This window comes from Streptomyces musisoli (assembly GCF_016741855.1).
Lineage (GTDB): Bacteria > Actinomycetota > Actinomycetes > Streptomycetales > Streptomycetaceae > Streptomyces > Streptomyces musisoli.
The window spans coordinates 49576-65917 of record NZ_JAERRH010000012.1 but is presented as its reverse complement, the minus strand read 5'-3'; the positions used below and the strand labels follow the sequence as shown (position 1 = coordinate 65917).

Genomic DNA, 16342 nt, shown 5'->3' with positions numbered 1-16342 from the left:
CACCCCGGGAATATCACCCCCCGGGGTGAATTCGGTATCGGTTCGCTTACAAGCAGCAACCGTACCGCCACTCACACAGTCAGACGTTGCACAGCACCGTCACCGAGTACGCCAACCGCACTCAACGGGGAGCGCATATGCACATCAGGGGCGACCACGCCGAGCTGGTCGTCGGGGGCCGCCTCGACGTACGCAGCGCGGCGGACGCCCGTACGGCCCTGCACTCGGCCGTCGACACCGGAGTCGGCGACCTGGTGCTCGACCTGTCCGAACTGGACTCCTGGGACGCCACCGGGCTCGGGGTGATCATGGGTGCCCACCGGCGGGCCGGCCGCTGCGGGCGCCGTCTGGTGCTGCGCGGCGTGCCACCGCAGATGCAGCGCCTGCTGGTGGCCACCCGGCTGCACCGCATCCTCGCCATCGAGGGCGGCATCGGGGTGGAGTCGCTGCCCCGGGTGTGACGGGCCTTCGGCGGTGAACGGAGCGACCGGAGAGATGCGGGCGCACCCGTCGAAGCGCGCGGCGGGGGCAATCCTCACGAGACCGTGACGTCTCGGACCGCACGGCACCCCGCCCTGTCGGAGATACTGAGCGAAGGTTTAGGGTGCGGTCGCCCGCCACCTCGCAACCCTCGACCGAGCGGGCCCGGACCAGAAGCGACAGCGCGGTGTGCGAAAAGGCCGGGAGGGCCGGAACACGGGCACACGACGCTTTTGAGGGGCTGGAACCCATGGACCCGATCGACCCGATCGACCCGACCGAGCCGGGGCCCGAGGAGCACGGCCAGGCGCACAGCCGCCGCCCGCCCCGGGACGCCCTCGCGGCCGACCTCGCCCCGGGCGCACCCGTGCCCGCCCGCATGGCGCAACTCGTCGCCGGCGACCTCCAGCTGACCGTCAACCCGGTCGACGGCAGTGAGATAGAGCCCTGCCCGCCGGCCGCGCGCCCCGGCAGGCCCGGCAAGCGCACCGCCGACGAGCGCGCCGAGACCGAACGCGCCGCCCGCCCTCCCGTACCGCCCGGCCCCGCACAGCCCGCGCTGTCCCTGCTGGAACGCCAGGACGAACGCGAACGCCTGATCCGCCTCCTCGCCCGCGGCCGCTCGGTGCGGCTCACCGGCCCGGCCGGCTCCGGCCGCACAGCCCTGCTCGACCTGGTCGCCGAGGACTGCCTCGACCTCGCCCCCGACGGCGTGGTCCGCCTCAGCGGCTTCCACCGCACGTCCGGCGAGCTGCTGCACGACCTGTTCCACGCCGTCTACGACGCCCCCCGGTACCGCCCGGACCGGGACGAACTGGTCGCCTGCACCCGGGAGATCGGCGCGGTCGTCGTCCTGGACGACCTAGAGTTCGGCGGCGCCGCCCTGGACGAACTGCTCGACGCCACCCCCGAGTGCGCGTTCCTGTTCGGCACCACCCCCGACGTGCCCGCCCCCTCCGCCGAGTCGGACGTCGAGGAGGTCTTCCTCGCCGGCCTCGACCGCGCCGCCGGCGTGGAGATCCTGGAGCGGACCGTCGGCCGGGTGCTCACCGAGGACGAGGCCAACTGGGCCGGCGACCTGTGGTTCGAGTCCGAGGGACTGCCCCTGCGCTTCGTCCAGGCCGGCGCCCTGCTCCGGCAGCGTGACCGGCTGCGGGCCGGCGCCGGCGCGGTGGACGAGTACGGCGTCTTCGAGGACGTACGCCCGCCGGTGGACGTGCCCGAGGCCCTGGAGGACGACGTTCCGCTGCCCTCGCTCGGTGAGGCCGCGGCCCCCGCCCCGCTGCTCGCCTCCCGGCTCACGCCCTCCGCCCGCGCCGCCCTGCGCTTCGCGGTCGCGCTCGGCGGCGAGATACCCCACCAGGCGCACCTGCCCGCCCTGGTCGGCGACACCCACGCCGACGCCGCCCTCGGCGAACTGGCGGGCTGCGGCCTGCTCTCCCCGGCCGGCTCCCGCTACCGCCTCGCGGCCGGCGTGCAGGCGCAGTTGGAGGCCGCGGGATACGCCGACGGCGCCGCCGAGCGCGCCCTCACCGCCGCCCGGCACTACGCCTGGTGGGCCGGGCATCCCTCGGTCACCCCGGAACGGGTGTGCGTCGAGGCCGACGCGGTCCTGGCCGCACTGGCGGCCGCCGTACCGCAGACCTCCCCGGCCGCCGAGGGCGAGGAGGACGGCGCCGTACGGCTGGCCCGCACGGCAGCGCCCGCCTTCGCCGCCGGACTTCACTGGAGCGCCTGGGAACGAGCCCTGCGATCCGGCGCGGAAGCCTCCCGGCTGGCCGGCGAGGTGCCTGAACAAGCCTATTTCCACCACGAGTTGGGCATCCACGCGCTCTGCTCCGGACAGCTGGACCGGGCCCGTGCCGAACTGGAGGCGTCGAGCGGTCTGCGCGGCGCCCTCGCCGACAAGCGGGGCACGGTCGCCGGCCGGCGCGCCCTGGCCCTGCTCGCCGACCGCGCCGGCCAGGTGCCCGCGCCGCCCGCGCCGGCCGCGGAACCGGCGGAGGCACGGCAGGGGGAGCCGGCGGCGTACGTCCCCGTGGGCGACGCCCTGGCCACCCAGCGGCTCCCGCGGGCCGGGGCGCAGGGCGGCGGCATCCGGAGCATGGTCCGGCGCAACCTGGTGGCGGTCGGCTCCGGCGCGCTGCTCGCGGCCGTGCTCGGCACCGTCGTCACGCTCGGCATGACGTCCGACCCGGACGGCGACCGGAACCCGGCGGGCAAGGTGGAGGACAACCCGTCGGTGAGCCAGGACCTGGGCGACGGAGGCCTGGACGTGGACCCGGCCGACACCGGCGGGGACGGCGGCACCGGCGCGGCCGCGGGCCGGTCCGGCCCGCCCCGGCCGGCCGGCGACCACGGCGCGGCCGGTGACCCGGCGCCGCCGGCGGACACGGCCCGTCCGTCGGAGAACGCCGACCCGTCCGGCTCCGGCTCGCCCTCCGGCACGCCCTCCAGGTCGCCCGATCCGTCGGGGCCGAGCGGCTCGTCGAGCGGCGGTACGACGGGCGGCTCGACCGGCGGCACCACGGGCGGCACGAGCGGCGGCACGTCCGGTGGCGGCACCACGGGCGGCACGTCCGGCGGGGGCACCACGACCGGGGGCACGGACGGTACGACGACGGGTGGGACCACCGGCGGCACCGGCACCGGTGGCACGACGGGCGGCACCACGGGCGGTGACGCCGGCGGAACGACGACGGGCGGCACGACCGGCGGCACGACCGACGGCGGGTCCACGAACGGCACGACGGGCGGCGCCACCGGCGGAGCGGCGTCGGGCGGCACGGAGGGCGCCGCCGGGGGCACCTCGAGCAGCGCGTCGGCCCCGGAGCACACACCGGGGACGGCGGACGGCTTGATCTGACCGCGGGCGTTTCCCGGCGCGGCCGAGGTCAGAACAGGCGGAGCTTGTCGTCCTCGATGCCGCGCAGGGCGTCGTAGTCCAGGATCTGGCAGTTGATGCCGCGGTCGGTGGCGAGGACGCGGGCCTGGGGCTTGATCTCCTGCGCGGCGAAGACGCCGCGGACCGGAGCCAGGTGCGGGTCGCGGTTCAACAGCTCCAGGTAGCGGGTGAGTTGCTCCACCCCGTCGATCTCGCCCCGGCGCTTGATCTCGACCGCGACGGTCCCGCCGTCGGCGTCCCGGCACAGGATGTCCACCGGGCCGATCGCGGTCATGTACTCGCGCCGGATGAGGGTGTAGCCGTCGCCCAGCGTCTCGATGCGGTCCGCGAGCAGTTCCTGGAGGTGCGCTTCCACGCCGTCCTTGATCAGGCCGGGGTCCACACCCAGTTCGTGCGAGGAATCGTGGAGGATCTCCTCCATCGTGATGATCAGTTTCTCGCCCGCCTTGTTGACGACGGTCCACACGCCCTCGTCCTCGCCCGTGCCCTCCTTCAGCGTGCAGGGCGGCGACATCCAGTTGAGCGGCTTGTACGCCCGGTCGTCGGCGTGGATGGAGACGCTGCCGTCCGCCTTGACCAGGATCAGGCGGGGCGCCGAGGGCAGGTGGGCGGTGAGCCGGCCGGCGTAGTCGACCGAGCACCGGGCAATGACGAGACGCATGGTCGGCAACGCTACTCGACGCCCGCCGGTGCTCGCGATCCGCCCGTCCCGCTCCCTGTGGATCGCCCCAATTGTCCCTTGAAACTCTTGTTCATCCCTGGCCGATTGTGGGCGTAACGGGACCGTTCCATATACGCAATCTGCTGGTGTGGTCACCGACCGTTGCCTACCGTAGAGAACGGGAGGTTGCGGCCCATGTACCGAGCGTGTTCGAAATCGCGAACTCCCTTACCTGTCCGGCAACCCCTGTGCCTCGGGGGTGCGAGAGGAGAACCCATGTCGCTCGACGTCTCACCGGCCCTACTCGAACAGGCCGAGCGAGGCGAGGTCGACGAAGCAGCATTCGTCGACTGCGTCCGGACCTCCCTGCCCTACGCATGGGAGATGATCAGCTCCCTGGTGGCCCAGCTGAAGGTGGACGGCGGTCCCTTCGCCGACAACCAGACGCCCCCGCCGGACGAGCAGGCCCGCGGTCAGCTGCTGCGTGCGCTCGCGAGTGACGCCATCCGCGGGGCACTGCAGCGGCACTTCGGTGTGCGGCTGGCCTTCCAGAACTGCCACCGAGTGGCGGTGTTCCCGCTGGACGCCTCGGTGGACGAGACGTTGGCCCGCTTCACGTCGGTGCGCAACCAGTTGCTGAACCAGTCGCCGGAGCTTCGGGACTGCTGACGCTCGGCCGCGGTACGGGCCGGGACCGAGACGAGAGCCGTCGGCTTGCCGCTCCGCCCGGGGGAGGTGCATGCGTCACCGGGGCGGCAAGCCCCCCAGGTGGCTCGCGCGTCGAGGGCGGTCAGCGCAACTGGGGCAGCACCTCGGCGCCGAGCCGCCGTAGGTTCTCCTCGGTGGCCGCGAGATCGCCCGAGCCCTCCGCCAGGAGAGCGAAGCGGGAGATGCCGGTGCGCTCCGAGGTGGCCGCGAGCCGGTCGGCGGCGAGCCGCGGCGTGCCCACCGGATGCAGGCCGCAGAGCAGTTCGGTGTAGGCGTGCGGGTCGCGCATCGCGCGCGCCCGTCCGTCCACCGTCACATGGGCCGCGAGTCCCTGCCGCAGCCAGCCCGGCATCGCCTTCAGCAACGTCTCCGTCGCGTCCGTGCGGCGGTCGGCGAGCTGGCAGACGCCGGCCGAGACATGGGCGGCGCCCGTGATCTCCTCGGCCGGCCGGCCCGCCGCTCGGGCGCAGCGCCGCCACAGGGCGATCATCTCGGCCTTCTCCTCGTCCCCGACGTGCATGCCGAGCAGCATCGGCAGCCCGCGCTCGGCGGCCAGCCGGACGCTCGCCGGCGAGGTGCAGGCGACGACCACCTCCGGGCCGGGGGCGTCCGTCAGAGCCTCCGAGGGGCGGGGTACGACCGGCACCTCGCGGAAGGAGAACCGCTCGCCGGAGGCCGCCACGGCCGGCTCGCTCAGCCAGCGCAGCAGCAGATCGAGCGACTCCGGGAACCCGTGTTCGTACGCCTCCAGGCCTGTGCCGAACACCTCCAGGTCCACCCAGGGGCCGCCGCGCCCGATGCCCAGCGTGAACCGTCCGCCGCTGGTCACGTGCAGCAGCGCGGCCTGCTCGCCGAGGGCCACGGGGTGGACGGTGGGCAGGACGCTCACCGCCGTGCCGACCCGGATGCGGCGGGTGCGGCCGAGCAGCAGCGCGGCCAGGGTGACCGCGGACGGGCACGTGCCGTAGGGCACGAAGTGGTGTTCGGCCAGCCATACTGCATCCAGTCCGGCCTGCTCGGAGACCTCCGCCGAGCGGACCGCCCGGTGCAGCGCCTCTCCCGGTCCCTGGCCCGGGAACTGGGCGGCCAGCACAAAACTTCCTACGCGCATCGCTTTTCCTGCTTCCTTGGCTCCGACCCGGAGCTCCCCCACCCGGCATAACCGTCTGACACGTGCCCAGGACACGGCCTGGCGGAGAGATTTGCGGATTGTCTGCAGAATGGGTCGCCCCTGAGGGGCACTTGTACCGGTTGGTTCCGTACGCGTACCCCGCTCGGCGGCGCGTAGGCTGGATGCAGCCCGTGCTCCCTGTATAGCCCCGAGAGGTGTCCCGTGTCCCCGCGTCGCAACCGACCGAAGGCAGCCGGATCGTCGGGCCGGAGCGCCGAGGACGACCACGCCGGCCGGTACGGCGGCTGGCAGTCCACGGAGAGCTGGCAGGGCGAGGACTGGAGCGTACGGCATGTCGCCGGGGCCGGCGCGCAGGGCAAGACCTACCGCTGCCCGGGCTGCGACCAGCTGATCCCCTCCGGTGTGCCGCACGTGGTGGCCTGGCCGGAGCACGCGGGTGTCGACGACCGCCGGCACTGGCACAAGGCGTGCTGGAACGCGAAGGACCGCCGCACCACGCGGGTGCAGCGGTCCCGTAACGCGCCCAGGTTCTAGGGCGCCGGCGTCCCGGAGGCGGCGGGCGTCACACGTCCCGGCTGTGGAGCAGCGCGTACGCGCCCGCGTACACGGCCGCCGTCAGCCCGAGGATGATCCACAGCGGGTCCCAGCCGGACGGCCCGGACTCGCTCAGGGAGTTGGCGTAGAAGACGCTCAGCTGGTTCGGGATCGAGTACTCGAACAGCCAGTCGCGCACGTTGCTCAGCGACTCCGTCGCCATGAACAGCGCGAGCACCAGCGGCGCGAGCAGCACGCCGATCATGATGGTGATGGCACCCGCGGAGTGCCGGATGACCGAGCCGATGAGCAGCGAGAGCAGCCCGAGCAGCGCGATGTAGAGGCTGATGCCGACGGTGGCCTTGAACCAGTCCGAGCCGGACGGGGTGCGGGCGCCGGTGTTCTCCAGCATCGACACCTGGACCATGGCCACGAAGCCGGACGTGAGCAGGGTGACGACGAAGGCGACGGTGAAGAACACGATCGACTTCGCGGCGAGCACCCGGGCCCGGCTGGGGCACGCGGTCATCGTCGTGCGGATCATGCCCGTGCCGTACTCGGAGGCCGTGGTCAGCACGCCGAGCGTGATGATGCAGATGCTGCCGAGGAGCAGGCCGAAGAAGCCGAACGACAGGGGGTTCTCGCCGGACAGGCTCTCGGAGTCGGAGTGGGACTCGACCAGCGCGCCGGCCATCAGGCCGATGCCGACCACGAGCACCGTGAACACGCCGAGCGTCCACATCGTGGAGCGCACCGACTTGATCTTCGTCCACTCGGAGGCCAGCGCGTGCCCGAGGTGGGTGCGCACGATCGGGATGGGCGAGGTGTAGCCGGGGTACGGCCCGCCGGGCGCCGCCTGCCAATGGGGCGCGGCGGCCGGGGCCTGCGGCATCGGGGGCTGGTGGGTGCTCATCGGGCGTCCTCGGGCTGGGTTGAGTCGGCGGGGGCGGGAGCGGCGGCCGTACCGGCGGCGGGGGCCGGGGGAGCCGCGGCGGGCGCCGGCTGCGGCGCGGGCGCGGCCGCGGGGGCCTGCGGGGCGTCCTGGGCCGGCGTGGCGGGCGCCTGCTTGGTCAGGGCCTGCGGCTGGTCCTGCGGCGCGGGGGCGGCCGCCGGGGGCTGCTGGGCCGGGGCGCCCGGCTGGGCGTACGGGTTGGCCGTCTGCGGGCCCGTCCCGGGGGCGCCGCCGTACGGGCCCGCGGACGGGGCCGGCATCGCGAAGGGCTGGCCGCCCTGCTGGGGCGGCGGCGGGGCGTACCAGCCGGGCTGGCCCTGGCCGGGCACCGGCGCGGGCGGCTGGGCGCCCGGCTGCGGCTGCTGCTGGAGGCCCGCCTTCTGGTCGACGGTCGAGCGGTAGTCGACGGCGCCCTGCGTCATCCGCATGTACGCCTCCTCCAGCGAGGCCTGGTGCGGCGAGAGCTCCCACAGGCGGACGTCCGCCTCGTGCGCCAGGTCGCTGATGCGGGGGAGCGGCAGCCCGGTCACCCGGAGCGCGCCGTCCTGCTCCGGCAGGACATGGCCACCGGCCTCGGTGAGCGCCGAGGCCAGCTTCTCGCGCAGCTGAGGCTCGGTGTCCGGGGTGCGTACCCGCGCGAAGTCCGCGGAGTTGGCCGAGATGAAGTCCTTGACGCTCATGTCGGCGAGCAGCTGCCCGCGCCCGATGACGATGAGGTGGTCGGCGGTCAGCGCCATCTCGCTCATCAGGTGGGAGGAGACGAAGACCGTACGGCCCTCGGCCGCCAGGGCCCTCATCAGGTTGCGGACCCAGAGGATGCCCTCGGGGTCGAGGCCGTTGACCGGCTCGTCGAACAGCAGCACCTGCGGGTCGCCGAGCAGCGCGGCGGCGATGCCGAGGCGCTGGCCCATGCCGAGCGAGAAGCCCTTGGAGCGCTTTTTGGCCACATCCTGGAGACCGACGACACCGAGCACCTCGTCCACGCGCCGGGCCGGGATGCCCGACAGCTGGGCGAGGCTCAGCAGGTGGTTGCGGGCGGACCGGCCGCCGTGCACGGCCTTGGCGTCGAGCAGCGCGCCGACCTGCCGAGGGGCGTTGGGCAGCTTGCGGTAGGGGTAGCCGCCGATGGTGACCGACCCGGACGTGGGGTTGTCCAGCCCGAGGATCATCCGCATCGTCGTGGACTTGCCCGAGCCGTTGGGCCCGAGGAAGCCGGTCACGGCCCCTGGCCGCACCTGGAAGGAAAGGTTGTACACGGCGGTCTTGTCGCCGTAGCGCTTGGTCAGGCCGACAGCCTCGATCATGCTCCGCACCCATCGAAAGGTTCAGGACAGCGGGGCACACGCCCCCGTAAGGGTTAGGAGGATATCGAGGCGCTGACGGTTCCGCCCAAGAGAGGGTAAAGCCAAAGCACTACTCGTGGTGACGTCAGGTCTACTGTGCGTCCCGGCGCCTGAGGAGGACGTAACCGCCCGTCAGCGCGGCGATCACCCACAGCGCCATGATCCCGAGCCCGGTCCAGGGGCCGTAGGGCGTGTCGTCGCCGACGCGCGGCACCACCTGCATGATCCGGCTGCCCGCCTGGTCCGGCAGGAACCGGCCGATCTTCTTCGTCGCGTCGACGTTGCCGAGGATGTTGGAGATCAGGAAGAAGAACGGCATCAGGATGCCGAGGGAGAGCATCGGCGAGCGCAGCATCGCGGCGACCCCCATGGAGAACATCGCGATCAGCGTCATGTACAGCCCGCCGCCGAACACCGCGCGCAGCACACCCGGGTCCCCGATGCCGGCCCGGTGGGAGCCGAGCATCGCCTGACCGAGGAAGAACGCGGCGAAGCTGGTGACCATGCCGACCAGCAGCGCGAGCGCCGTGGCCACCGCCACCTTGCTGAACAGGAAGGTGCCGCGCTGCGGCACGGCGGCCAGCGAGAGGCGGATCATGCCGGTGCTGTACTCGTTCGAGACCACCAGCACCCCGAACACGATCATCGCCAGCTGGCCGAGCGTCATGCCCGCGAAACTGATCACCGTGGGGTCGAAGGAGAGCTGCTCGCGCACGGGCATGTTCTCGTACTGGCTGTTCGACAGCGCGGAGATCAGCATCCCGAGGGCGACGGTGACCACCAGGGCCAGCGACAGCGTCCACACCGTGGACGCCACCGACCGGATCTTGGTCCACTCGGAGCGGACGACCTGGACCGCGGCCATGCTCACGCCCCCTTCCAGCCCGCACCCCAGTCCTGCGGGCCGGGACCCGGACCGGGCTGCGCGTGGTACTCCACCGCTTCCGCCGTCAGCTGCATGAACGCCTCCTCCAGCGATGCCTGCCGCGGGCTCAGCTCGTGCAGCACGAGCCCGTACCGAGCGGCCAGCTCACCGATCTGCTCGGCCTTGCCGCCCGCCACCTCCAGCGCCTCGCCGCCCGCCTCCACGACCGTGATCCCGGCCTGGTGCAGCACGTCGAGCAGCCGCTCGCGCTGCGGGCAGCGGATCCGGACGTACGACCGGGAGTTCGCCTGGATGAAGTCGGCCATCGAGGTGTCCGCGAGCAGCCGCCCCTGCCCGATGACCACCAGGTGGTCGGCGGTCAGCGCCATCTCGCTCATCAGATGGCTCGACACGAACACCGTCCGGCCCTGCGCGGCGAGCGATTTCATCAGGGTCCGGATCCAGTGGATGCCCTCCGGGTCGAGCCCGTTCACCGGCTCGTCGAACATCAGGATCCGCGGGTCCCCGAGCAGCGCCCCGGCGATGCCCAGCCGCTGGCCCATGCCCAGGGAGAACCCCTTCGCCTTCTTCCGGGCCACCGCGGTCAGACCGACCGTCTCCAGCACCTGCGCCACCCGGCTCCGCGGGATCCCGTTGCTCTGCGCGAGGCACAGCAGGTGGTTGTAGGCGCTGCGGCCGCCGTGCACCCCCTTGGCGTCGAGCAGGGCGCCGATGCAGGTCAACGGGTCCTTGAGCCGGTCGTAGTGCCGGCCGTCGATCCGGACGTCGCCGGCGGTGGGGTGGTCGAGCCCGAGGATCATCCGCATGGTCGTCGACTTGCCGGCGCCGTTGGGTCCGAGGAACCCCGTCACGAGGCCCGGCCCGACCGAGAAGGTGAGGTTGTCGACCGCCACCTTGTCGCCGTACCGCTTGGTCAGACCCTCCAGCTCGATCATGCGGCCACGCTAGGACGCGGTCCGGGGCCCTGCCACTCGAGCGGCCGGGCCGGTTGCGACCCGAGCGGCCGGCCCGGGTCGCCGCGCGGGCGCGGGCAGGAGCGGTCCGCACACCGCTGACGCCGGCCTCCGGACGGACCCCTTGGACGCCCTGCGGATCACCGGTCGCGTTCGCCGCGCCGCGCGAGGGTCCGGGTCAGGTGCTGCGGCGGATCCGGACGGGACCGCGGGCCCGGTCGGGGTCCACGGGAGAGCCGTGCCGGGTGATCTCCACCCGCCCCTCGGCGGCGAGCCGGGCCGCGGCCCGGCGGACGGGTTCCATCAGCTCGCGCCACCCCTCGTCCGCGCACCCGTGGACCGCGCGGGCGACCTCGGAGGGACACACCGACGCGCCCGGGGCCCGCCGGTCGAGCAGCCCGAGGATGGCGTCCTCGAGGGACTGGCCGGTGACGGACATGCGGGTCCCCTTCCCGGTCGGGCGGGCCGGCCACGTAACCGGCCGGCCCGGGTCCCCCTGCTCCTTCCACGCTACGTCGGCACGCGGAGGCCGCCGCGCACGCGAAAAGGGCGGTGGGACCGGATCCCACCGCCCTCGCGGTGTCGTACGGCCGTCCCGGCTCGCGGGACCGCTGGCCTACCGGGACTGCTGGGCCGGAACGCCCCGGGAGATCGGCTCGTCGTCGGTCGACGTGCCGGCCGCGGCCACCGCGGCACCGGTCAGCGTGGCGAGCATCTCGCGGACGTTCGTCAGCTGGGCGTTGATGCTGTCACGGCGGTTGGTGAGCGCCGCCAGCTCCCGCTCGGATTCCGAACGGATCCGGTCGGCCTTGGCGTTGGCGTCGGCCACGATGTCCTCGGCCTGGCGCTGCGCGGTCTCCACCGTCTGGCGGGCCCGGCGCTCGGCGTCGGTGCGCAGCTTCTCCGCCTCCAGGCGCAGCTGCTCGGCCCGGTGCTCGATCTCGGCGAGGCGCTTCTCGGCCTTCTGCTGACGGGAGGCCAGGTCGCGCTCGGACTGCTCGCGGCGCTTGGCCAGGTTCGTCTCGAAGTCGGCGGCGGCCTGAGCGGCCTTGGCGCGGGTCTCCTCGAAGAGGGCGTCCGCCTCCTCGCGCTTGGACTGCGCGTCCTTCTGCGCCTCGGCACGCAGCTGGGAGGCCTCGCCCTTCGCCTTCTCGACGATCCGGACGCCCTCGTCCTCGGCCTTGGCCTTGCGCTCGGCCGCGTACGACTCGGCGTCGTTGCGGACCTGCTGGGCCGCCGACTCGGCGAGGTCGCGGTGCTGCTCGGCCGCGCGCCGGGCCTCCTCACGCAGCTCCTTGGCCTCTTCCTCGGCCAGGCGCAGGATCTTCTCGACGCGTGCGCCGAGACCCGCGTACGACGGCTCGGCATCCGTGATCTGAGCCTGGGCGTTCTGCGTCTCGAGGTGCAGCTCCTCGATGCGCTTCTCCAGGGCGGTGATGCGGGAGAGAGCGCTGTCACGGTCGGAGACGAGCTTGGAGATACGTTCGTCCACCTGAGCGCGGTCGTACCCACGCCGCACAAGCTCGAAGCCGTAGGGGGAAGTGTCGCTCATGGGGTTCCTGTCAATGAGACCGGTGAGGTGATAAGGGAATCCTAGGGGCCGAAGCGGTGTGTCATCGAGTGGATACGGTTTTGATCTGGAGAATGGCACCTCTTTTGGGTGGCCGACCGTCGGACGGCTTGCCAAGGAGCCAGACAAAGCCCCCAGAAGACACCGGAACCTACCCGGATCGCTAGCCCTCTGACGCCTTGCCACCCGAACGGGGGGCGCCCACCGTGGCGCCCGCCTTGACCCCGTTGTCCTTGCCGGACCCAGGCGCCTCGAAGGACTCCAACGCCTCCAGGACGTCCTGGACCCGCGAGATCTCGGCGTTGATGTCCTCGCGCCGGCGCACCAGGATCTCCAGCTCCCGCTTGCCCTCCTCGACCGTGCGCCGGGCCTCGCGGATCGCCTCCGCCTTCAGCTCCTCGGCCTCCTTGATCAGGCTGGCCTTCTTCTGCTCGGCCTCCTTCAGCAGGCCCTCCGCCTTCTTGACCGCGGCGATGCGCACCTTGCCCGCCTCGGAGTTCGCGTCCGAGACCAGCTCCTTGGCCTTCGCCTGGGCCTTCTCCAGCTGCTCCTCGGCGGCCTTGATGAGCGCGTCGCAGCGGTCGCCGGTGGACCTCATCGTCTCGGCGGCCTCGCGGCGGGCCCGCTCGTGCAGCTCCTCGATCTCGGTGGTGATGCGGTCGCGCAGCTCCTCCGCGCGCTCCCTTATCGCGGTGGCGTCCCGGCGCGCGCCGACCAGCAGCTCGTCCGCGTCCGTACGGGACTTCTCCACCAGCGAGTTGCCCTCGATGGTCGCCTCGGACACGATCCGCTCGGCCTCGCTGCGGGCCGCGCCGACCATCGTGTCGGCCTGCGACTCGGCGTCCGCGGTGGTCTTCAGCGCCTGCTCCTGCGCCTCGCCGAGCAGCTTGTCGACCTCGGCCGTGGTCTCCGTGATGAGCGTGTCGACCTGCTCGGCCGCCTCGGAGCGCCGCTTGTTGGCGTCCTTGCGGGCCTCGTCGAGGGTGCGCTCGGCCTCCTCGCGCGCGGAGTTGACGAGCCGTTCGGCCTCGGCCTCCGCGTCCGCCTTGAGGCGCTCGGCGTCCGCCCGTACCCGCTCGGCGTGCTGCTGGGCGGAGCCCACGGTCTCGGCGGCCTCGGCGCGCAGCCGTTCGGCGTCGCCGGTGGCCTCCCCGATGAGCTGCTCGGCGCCGGCCACCGCCTCCGCGCGGACCCGGTCCGCCTCGGTGAGTGCCTCGGTGCGCACCCGGTCGGCCTCCGCGACCGTCTCCGTCTGGAGCCGTTCCGCCTCGGTGAGTGCCTCGGTGCGCACCCGGTCGGCCTCCGCGACCGTCTCCGTCTGGAGCCGCTCGGCCTCGTTGCGGGCCTCGGTGATGAGCGTGTCGGCCTGGGTGGCCGCGTCGGAACGGATGCGGTTGGCGTCCTCGCGGGCGTCGGCCCGGGTACGAGCGGCCGCCTGGTCGGCCTCGGCGAGCGCGTCCGACGCCTCGGTGCGCACCCGCTGGGCGTACTCGCCCGCGTCCGCGCGCAGCCGCTCGGACTCCGCCATCGCCTCCGCGACCGTACGCTCGGCCAGCGCCTTGGCGGCCTCCGACTCCTCGTTCGCCTCGCGCCGGATCCGGGAGGCGTCCTCGCTCGCCCGCTCCCGCTCGGCGTAGGCGTCGGAGCGGACCCGGTCCGCCTCCTCCTGGGCCTCCCGCTTCGTCCGGTCCGCCGCGTGCTCGGCGGCCGAGCGCAGCCCGGCGATCTCGTCCTGTGCCTGCTCGTGCAGCCCGGCGACGGAGTCCCGGACCTGCTGGGCGTGCTGCTCGGCGGCGGCGACCATCTCCGTGGCGCGCCGGTCGGCCTCCTCCACCAGCCGGGTCGCCTCGGTCTGTGCCTCCTCGACCCGCTTGCGGGCGGAGGCCAGCAGCTCCTCGCTCTGCTCGCGGGCCCGCTGCCGCTCCTGGCCGGCCTCCTCACGGGCGGAGCCGAGGAGTTCCTCGGCCTCGCGGCGGCGCCGGGCGGCCTCCTCCTGCGCGGCGGCCAGCGTCTCGGACGCCTCGGCACCCAGCCGCTCGGCGGCGGCCTGCGCCTCCGCGCGCACCCGGTCGGCGGTGTCCTGGGCCTCCACCTTCAGCCGCTCCGCCTCGGCGGCGGCCTCGGACCGCAGCCGTACGGCGATGGCCTCGCCCTCGGCGCGGGAGGCGGACGCGTCGGACGCGGCCTCGGTACGCAGCCGGTCGGCCTCGGCCTCGGCCTGCTGCTGGAGCGTGCGGATCCGCTCGGCGGACTCCGTGCGCAGCCGCTCGGCCTCCTCGGCGGTCTCCCGGCGGATCCGGGCGGCCTCCTCGCGGGCGTCGGTCAGCGCCTGCTCGGCCGACGCCAGCCGGTCCTGCGCCTCCGTCTGAAGACGGGTCAGCTCCGCGGCGGCCTCTGCACGGCGGGCCTCGACGGCCTTCTCGGTCTCCCGGCGCAGTTCCCGGGCGGCCTTCTCGGCGTCCGAGGTCGTCGTCTCGGCCTGCTCGGCGGCCTCGGCGCGCAGCCGCTCGGCCTCCTTGCGGGCCCGCTCCAGGGTCTCCTCGGCCTGCCGGCGCAGGCCGGTGGCGCGCTCGATGGCCTCGGTGCGGACCTTCTCGCTGTCCGTGGTCGCGGTCTTGCGCAGCTCGTCGGCGTCCGCCTTGGCCTTGGCCAGCAGCTCCTCGGCGGACTTGGCCGCCTCCTCGATCTGCGCGACGGCCTCGCGGCGGGCCTCGGCGCGGATCGACTCGCCCTCGGCGACCGCGTCGGCGCGCAGCTGCTCGGCCTCGCCGCGCAGCCGGCGGGCCTCCTCCTGGAGCTCGACCGTCTTGGCGCGGTACTCCTTGGTGTCGTCCTTGGCCGCGCCCTTGAGCTGCTCGGCGATGTCGTGCGCCTCGGCGCGCAGCCGGTCCGCCTCGGTCTCGGCCTCCCTGCGGATCCGCTCGGCCTCCTCGGCGGCGGCCCTGGTGGTCTTCTGGGCGTCCTCCGACGCCTTGTTGAGCACGTCCTCGGCGGTCTTGGCGGCCTTGGACAGCTGGCCGGCCGTCTCCTCGGCGGTGACCGAGCGGGCCTTCTCGGCGGCCTCGGCGACGATCTTCTCGGCCTCGGCGCGGGCGTCGGCGATCAGCTGCTCGGCCTCGGACTTGGTGTGCTCGGCCTCCTTGGTGGCCTCCTCGACCAGCCGGGCGACCTGCTCCTTCGCCGTGCGCGTGCGCGTCTCGTTGGCGGCCTCGGCGCTCGCGAGGGCCTTGGCGGCGGCCTCCTTGGCCTCGGTCTGGAGCTTCTCGGCCTCGGCCTGCGCCTTGCGCAGCGCCTCCTCCGCCGCCGTCATCCGCTCCTCGGCGGCCCGGCTCAGCTCGGCGGCCTGGCGGCGGGCGGCGTCCGACTCGCCGACCGCGTCCGTGCGCAGCTGCTCGGCGTGCTCGGTGGCCTCCTGGGCCTGAGTGGAGGCGGCGTTCAGCAGCCGCTCGGCGTCCGTGCGGGCGCGGCGCAGGAGCTGCTCGGCCTCCGCGCGGGCCGCCTCGGCGTCGGCCTGGAGCCGCTCGCGGGCCTCCCGGGTCAGCCGCTCGGCCTCGGCGCGGGCGGCGGCCATCGCCTGCTCGGCCTCCGCGCGGGACTCGTCCAGCAGCCTGCGGGCCTGCTGCTCGGTACGGGCGCGCAGCTGCTCGGCCCAGGCCACGTTCTCGTTGACGTGCGATTCGACCGTGGAGCGGCGCTCGGCCAGCTCCTGGTCGAGCTGCTGGCGCCGGGTCACCGCCTCCTGGTGCAGCTCGGCCTGGAGCCGGGCGGCCTGCTCGGCGTGCTCCTGGAGGATGCGCTGGGTCTGCGCGCGGGCCTGGCTCAGCTCCCGCTCGGCGTCCTGGCGCAGCTGCTCGGCCTGCATCTGGGCGTTGCGGAGCAACTGCTCGGCCTGGTAGCCGATGTCACCGCCGTCGTAGGCGGGCCGGGTCATGAGGGTGCGGCGCGCCTCGTGCAGCTTGGCGCGCAGCACCTCGACCTGGTAGCCGAGGTCCTCGGCGTGCTGGATCGCCTTTTCCCGCTCGGTCCTCAGCCGCTTCATCTCGGCCTCGAACCGAGAGAGGTGGTCGACGTCAGCCGCCGGCTCTCGCTCCTGGCTCTCGTAGCCCCGCACTGCGCGGTCCCATCCGTCCCCTGGTCAGCTTCTCCAACGAGCTCCGTCCATCCGCCGAACGGGGCCCCCGGGGAATGGTGTCAGATCAACGGCGGAGCACGGGCTGC

13 protein-coding genes are annotated in these 16342 nt (G+C 73.6%); 4 read left to right on the top strand and 9 right to left on the bottom strand.

The window, feature by feature from the left end; all coding sequences use genetic code 11:
* The first annotated feature begins 137 nt into the window (after positions 1-137).
* Both JK361_RS27515 and JK361_RS27510 read left to right on the top strand, forming a co-directional pair.
* Positions 138-461 carry an STAS domain-containing protein gene (locus tag JK361_RS27515; RefSeq protein WP_014675024.1) on the top strand — a complete coding sequence of 108 codons (324 nt, stop codon included), beginning with the start codon at positions 138-140 and terminating at the stop codon, positions 459-461.
* Between the two features lie 269 nt (positions 462-730).
* Positions 731-3346: an ATP-binding protein gene (locus JK361_RS27510; protein WP_201822742.1), complete on the top strand. Its 2616-nt coding sequence runs from the start codon at positions 731-733 to the stop codon at positions 3344-3346.
* A 28-nt stretch (positions 3347-3374) separates the two neighbouring features.
* Here JK361_RS27510 and nucS read toward each other — a convergent pair whose 3' ends face one another.
* Complete coding sequence (gene nucS, locus JK361_RS27505; RefSeq protein WP_201822740.1) at positions 3375-4046, bottom strand: endonuclease NucS; 672 nt, start codon at positions 4044-4046, stop codon at positions 3375-3377.
* Between the two features lie 276 nt (positions 4047-4322).
* On the opposite strand from nucS, the gene JK361_RS27500 reads away from it, so the two are divergent.
* A complete protein-coding gene (locus tag JK361_RS27500; RefSeq protein ID WP_014675028.1) occupies positions 4323-4715 on the top strand; it encodes an SCO5389 family protein in 393 nt (130 codons plus the stop codon).
* Between the two features lie 121 nt (positions 4716-4836).
* On the opposite strand, the gene JK361_RS27495 is transcribed toward JK361_RS27500, so the two are convergent.
* Complete coding sequence (locus tag JK361_RS27495) at positions 4837-5865, bottom strand: LLM class flavin-dependent oxidoreductase (RefSeq protein WP_201822738.1); 1029 nt, start codon at positions 5863-5865, stop codon at positions 4837-4839.
* A 222-nt stretch (positions 5866-6087) separates the two neighbouring features.
* On the opposite strand from JK361_RS27495, the gene JK361_RS27490 reads away from it, so the two are divergent.
* Entirely contained in the window at positions 6088-6420 is a 333-nt protein-coding gene (locus tag JK361_RS27490; protein ID WP_201822737.1) for an Rv1322 family protein, read from the top strand.
* A 28-nt stretch (positions 6421-6448) separates the two neighbouring features.
* Here the strand turns inward: JK361_RS27490 and JK361_RS27485 are convergent, their stop codons facing one another.
* From JK361_RS27485 to scy, 7 genes are all read right to left on the bottom strand, one after another.
* A complete protein-coding gene (locus JK361_RS27485; RefSeq protein WP_201822736.1) occupies positions 6449-7333 on the bottom strand; it encodes an ABC transporter permease in 885 nt (294 codons plus the stop codon).
* Entirely contained in the window at positions 7330-8676 is a 1347-nt protein-coding gene (locus JK361_RS27480) for an ABC transporter ATP-binding protein (protein ID WP_201822734.1), read from the bottom strand. Before JK361_RS27480 ends, JK361_RS27485 begins: the two co-directional genes overlap by 4 nt.
* Before the next feature lie 130 nt (positions 8677-8806).
* Positions 8807-9580: an ABC transporter permease gene (locus JK361_RS27475; RefSeq protein WP_201822733.1), complete on the bottom strand. Its 774-nt coding sequence runs from the start codon at positions 9578-9580 to the stop codon at positions 8807-8809.
* A 2-nt stretch (positions 9581-9582) separates the two neighbouring features.
* Positions 9583-10536 (bottom strand): ABC transporter ATP-binding protein, encoded by a 954-nt coding sequence (locus JK361_RS27470; protein ID WP_201822732.1) that lies wholly within the window; start codon positions 10534-10536, stop codon positions 9583-9585.
* A 196-nt stretch (positions 10537-10732) separates the two neighbouring features.
* On the bottom strand, positions 10733-10993 hold the full coding sequence (locus JK361_RS27465) for a DUF3253 domain-containing protein (protein WP_201822731.1): 261 nt from the start codon (positions 10991-10993) through the stop codon (positions 10733-10735).
* A gap of 177 nt (positions 10994-11170) precedes the next feature.
* Positions 11171-12106 (bottom strand): coiled-coil domain-containing protein, encoded by a 936-nt coding sequence (locus JK361_RS27460; RefSeq protein ID WP_201822730.1) that lies wholly within the window; start codon positions 12104-12106, stop codon positions 11171-11173.
* Positions 12107-12287: 181 nt separating this feature from the next.
* Positions 12288-16235: a polarized growth protein Scy gene (scy, locus tag JK361_RS27455; RefSeq protein ID WP_201822729.1), complete on the bottom strand. Its 3948-nt coding sequence runs from the start codon at positions 16233-16235 to the stop codon at positions 12288-12290.
* Between the last annotated feature and the right edge of the window lie 107 nt (positions 16236-16342).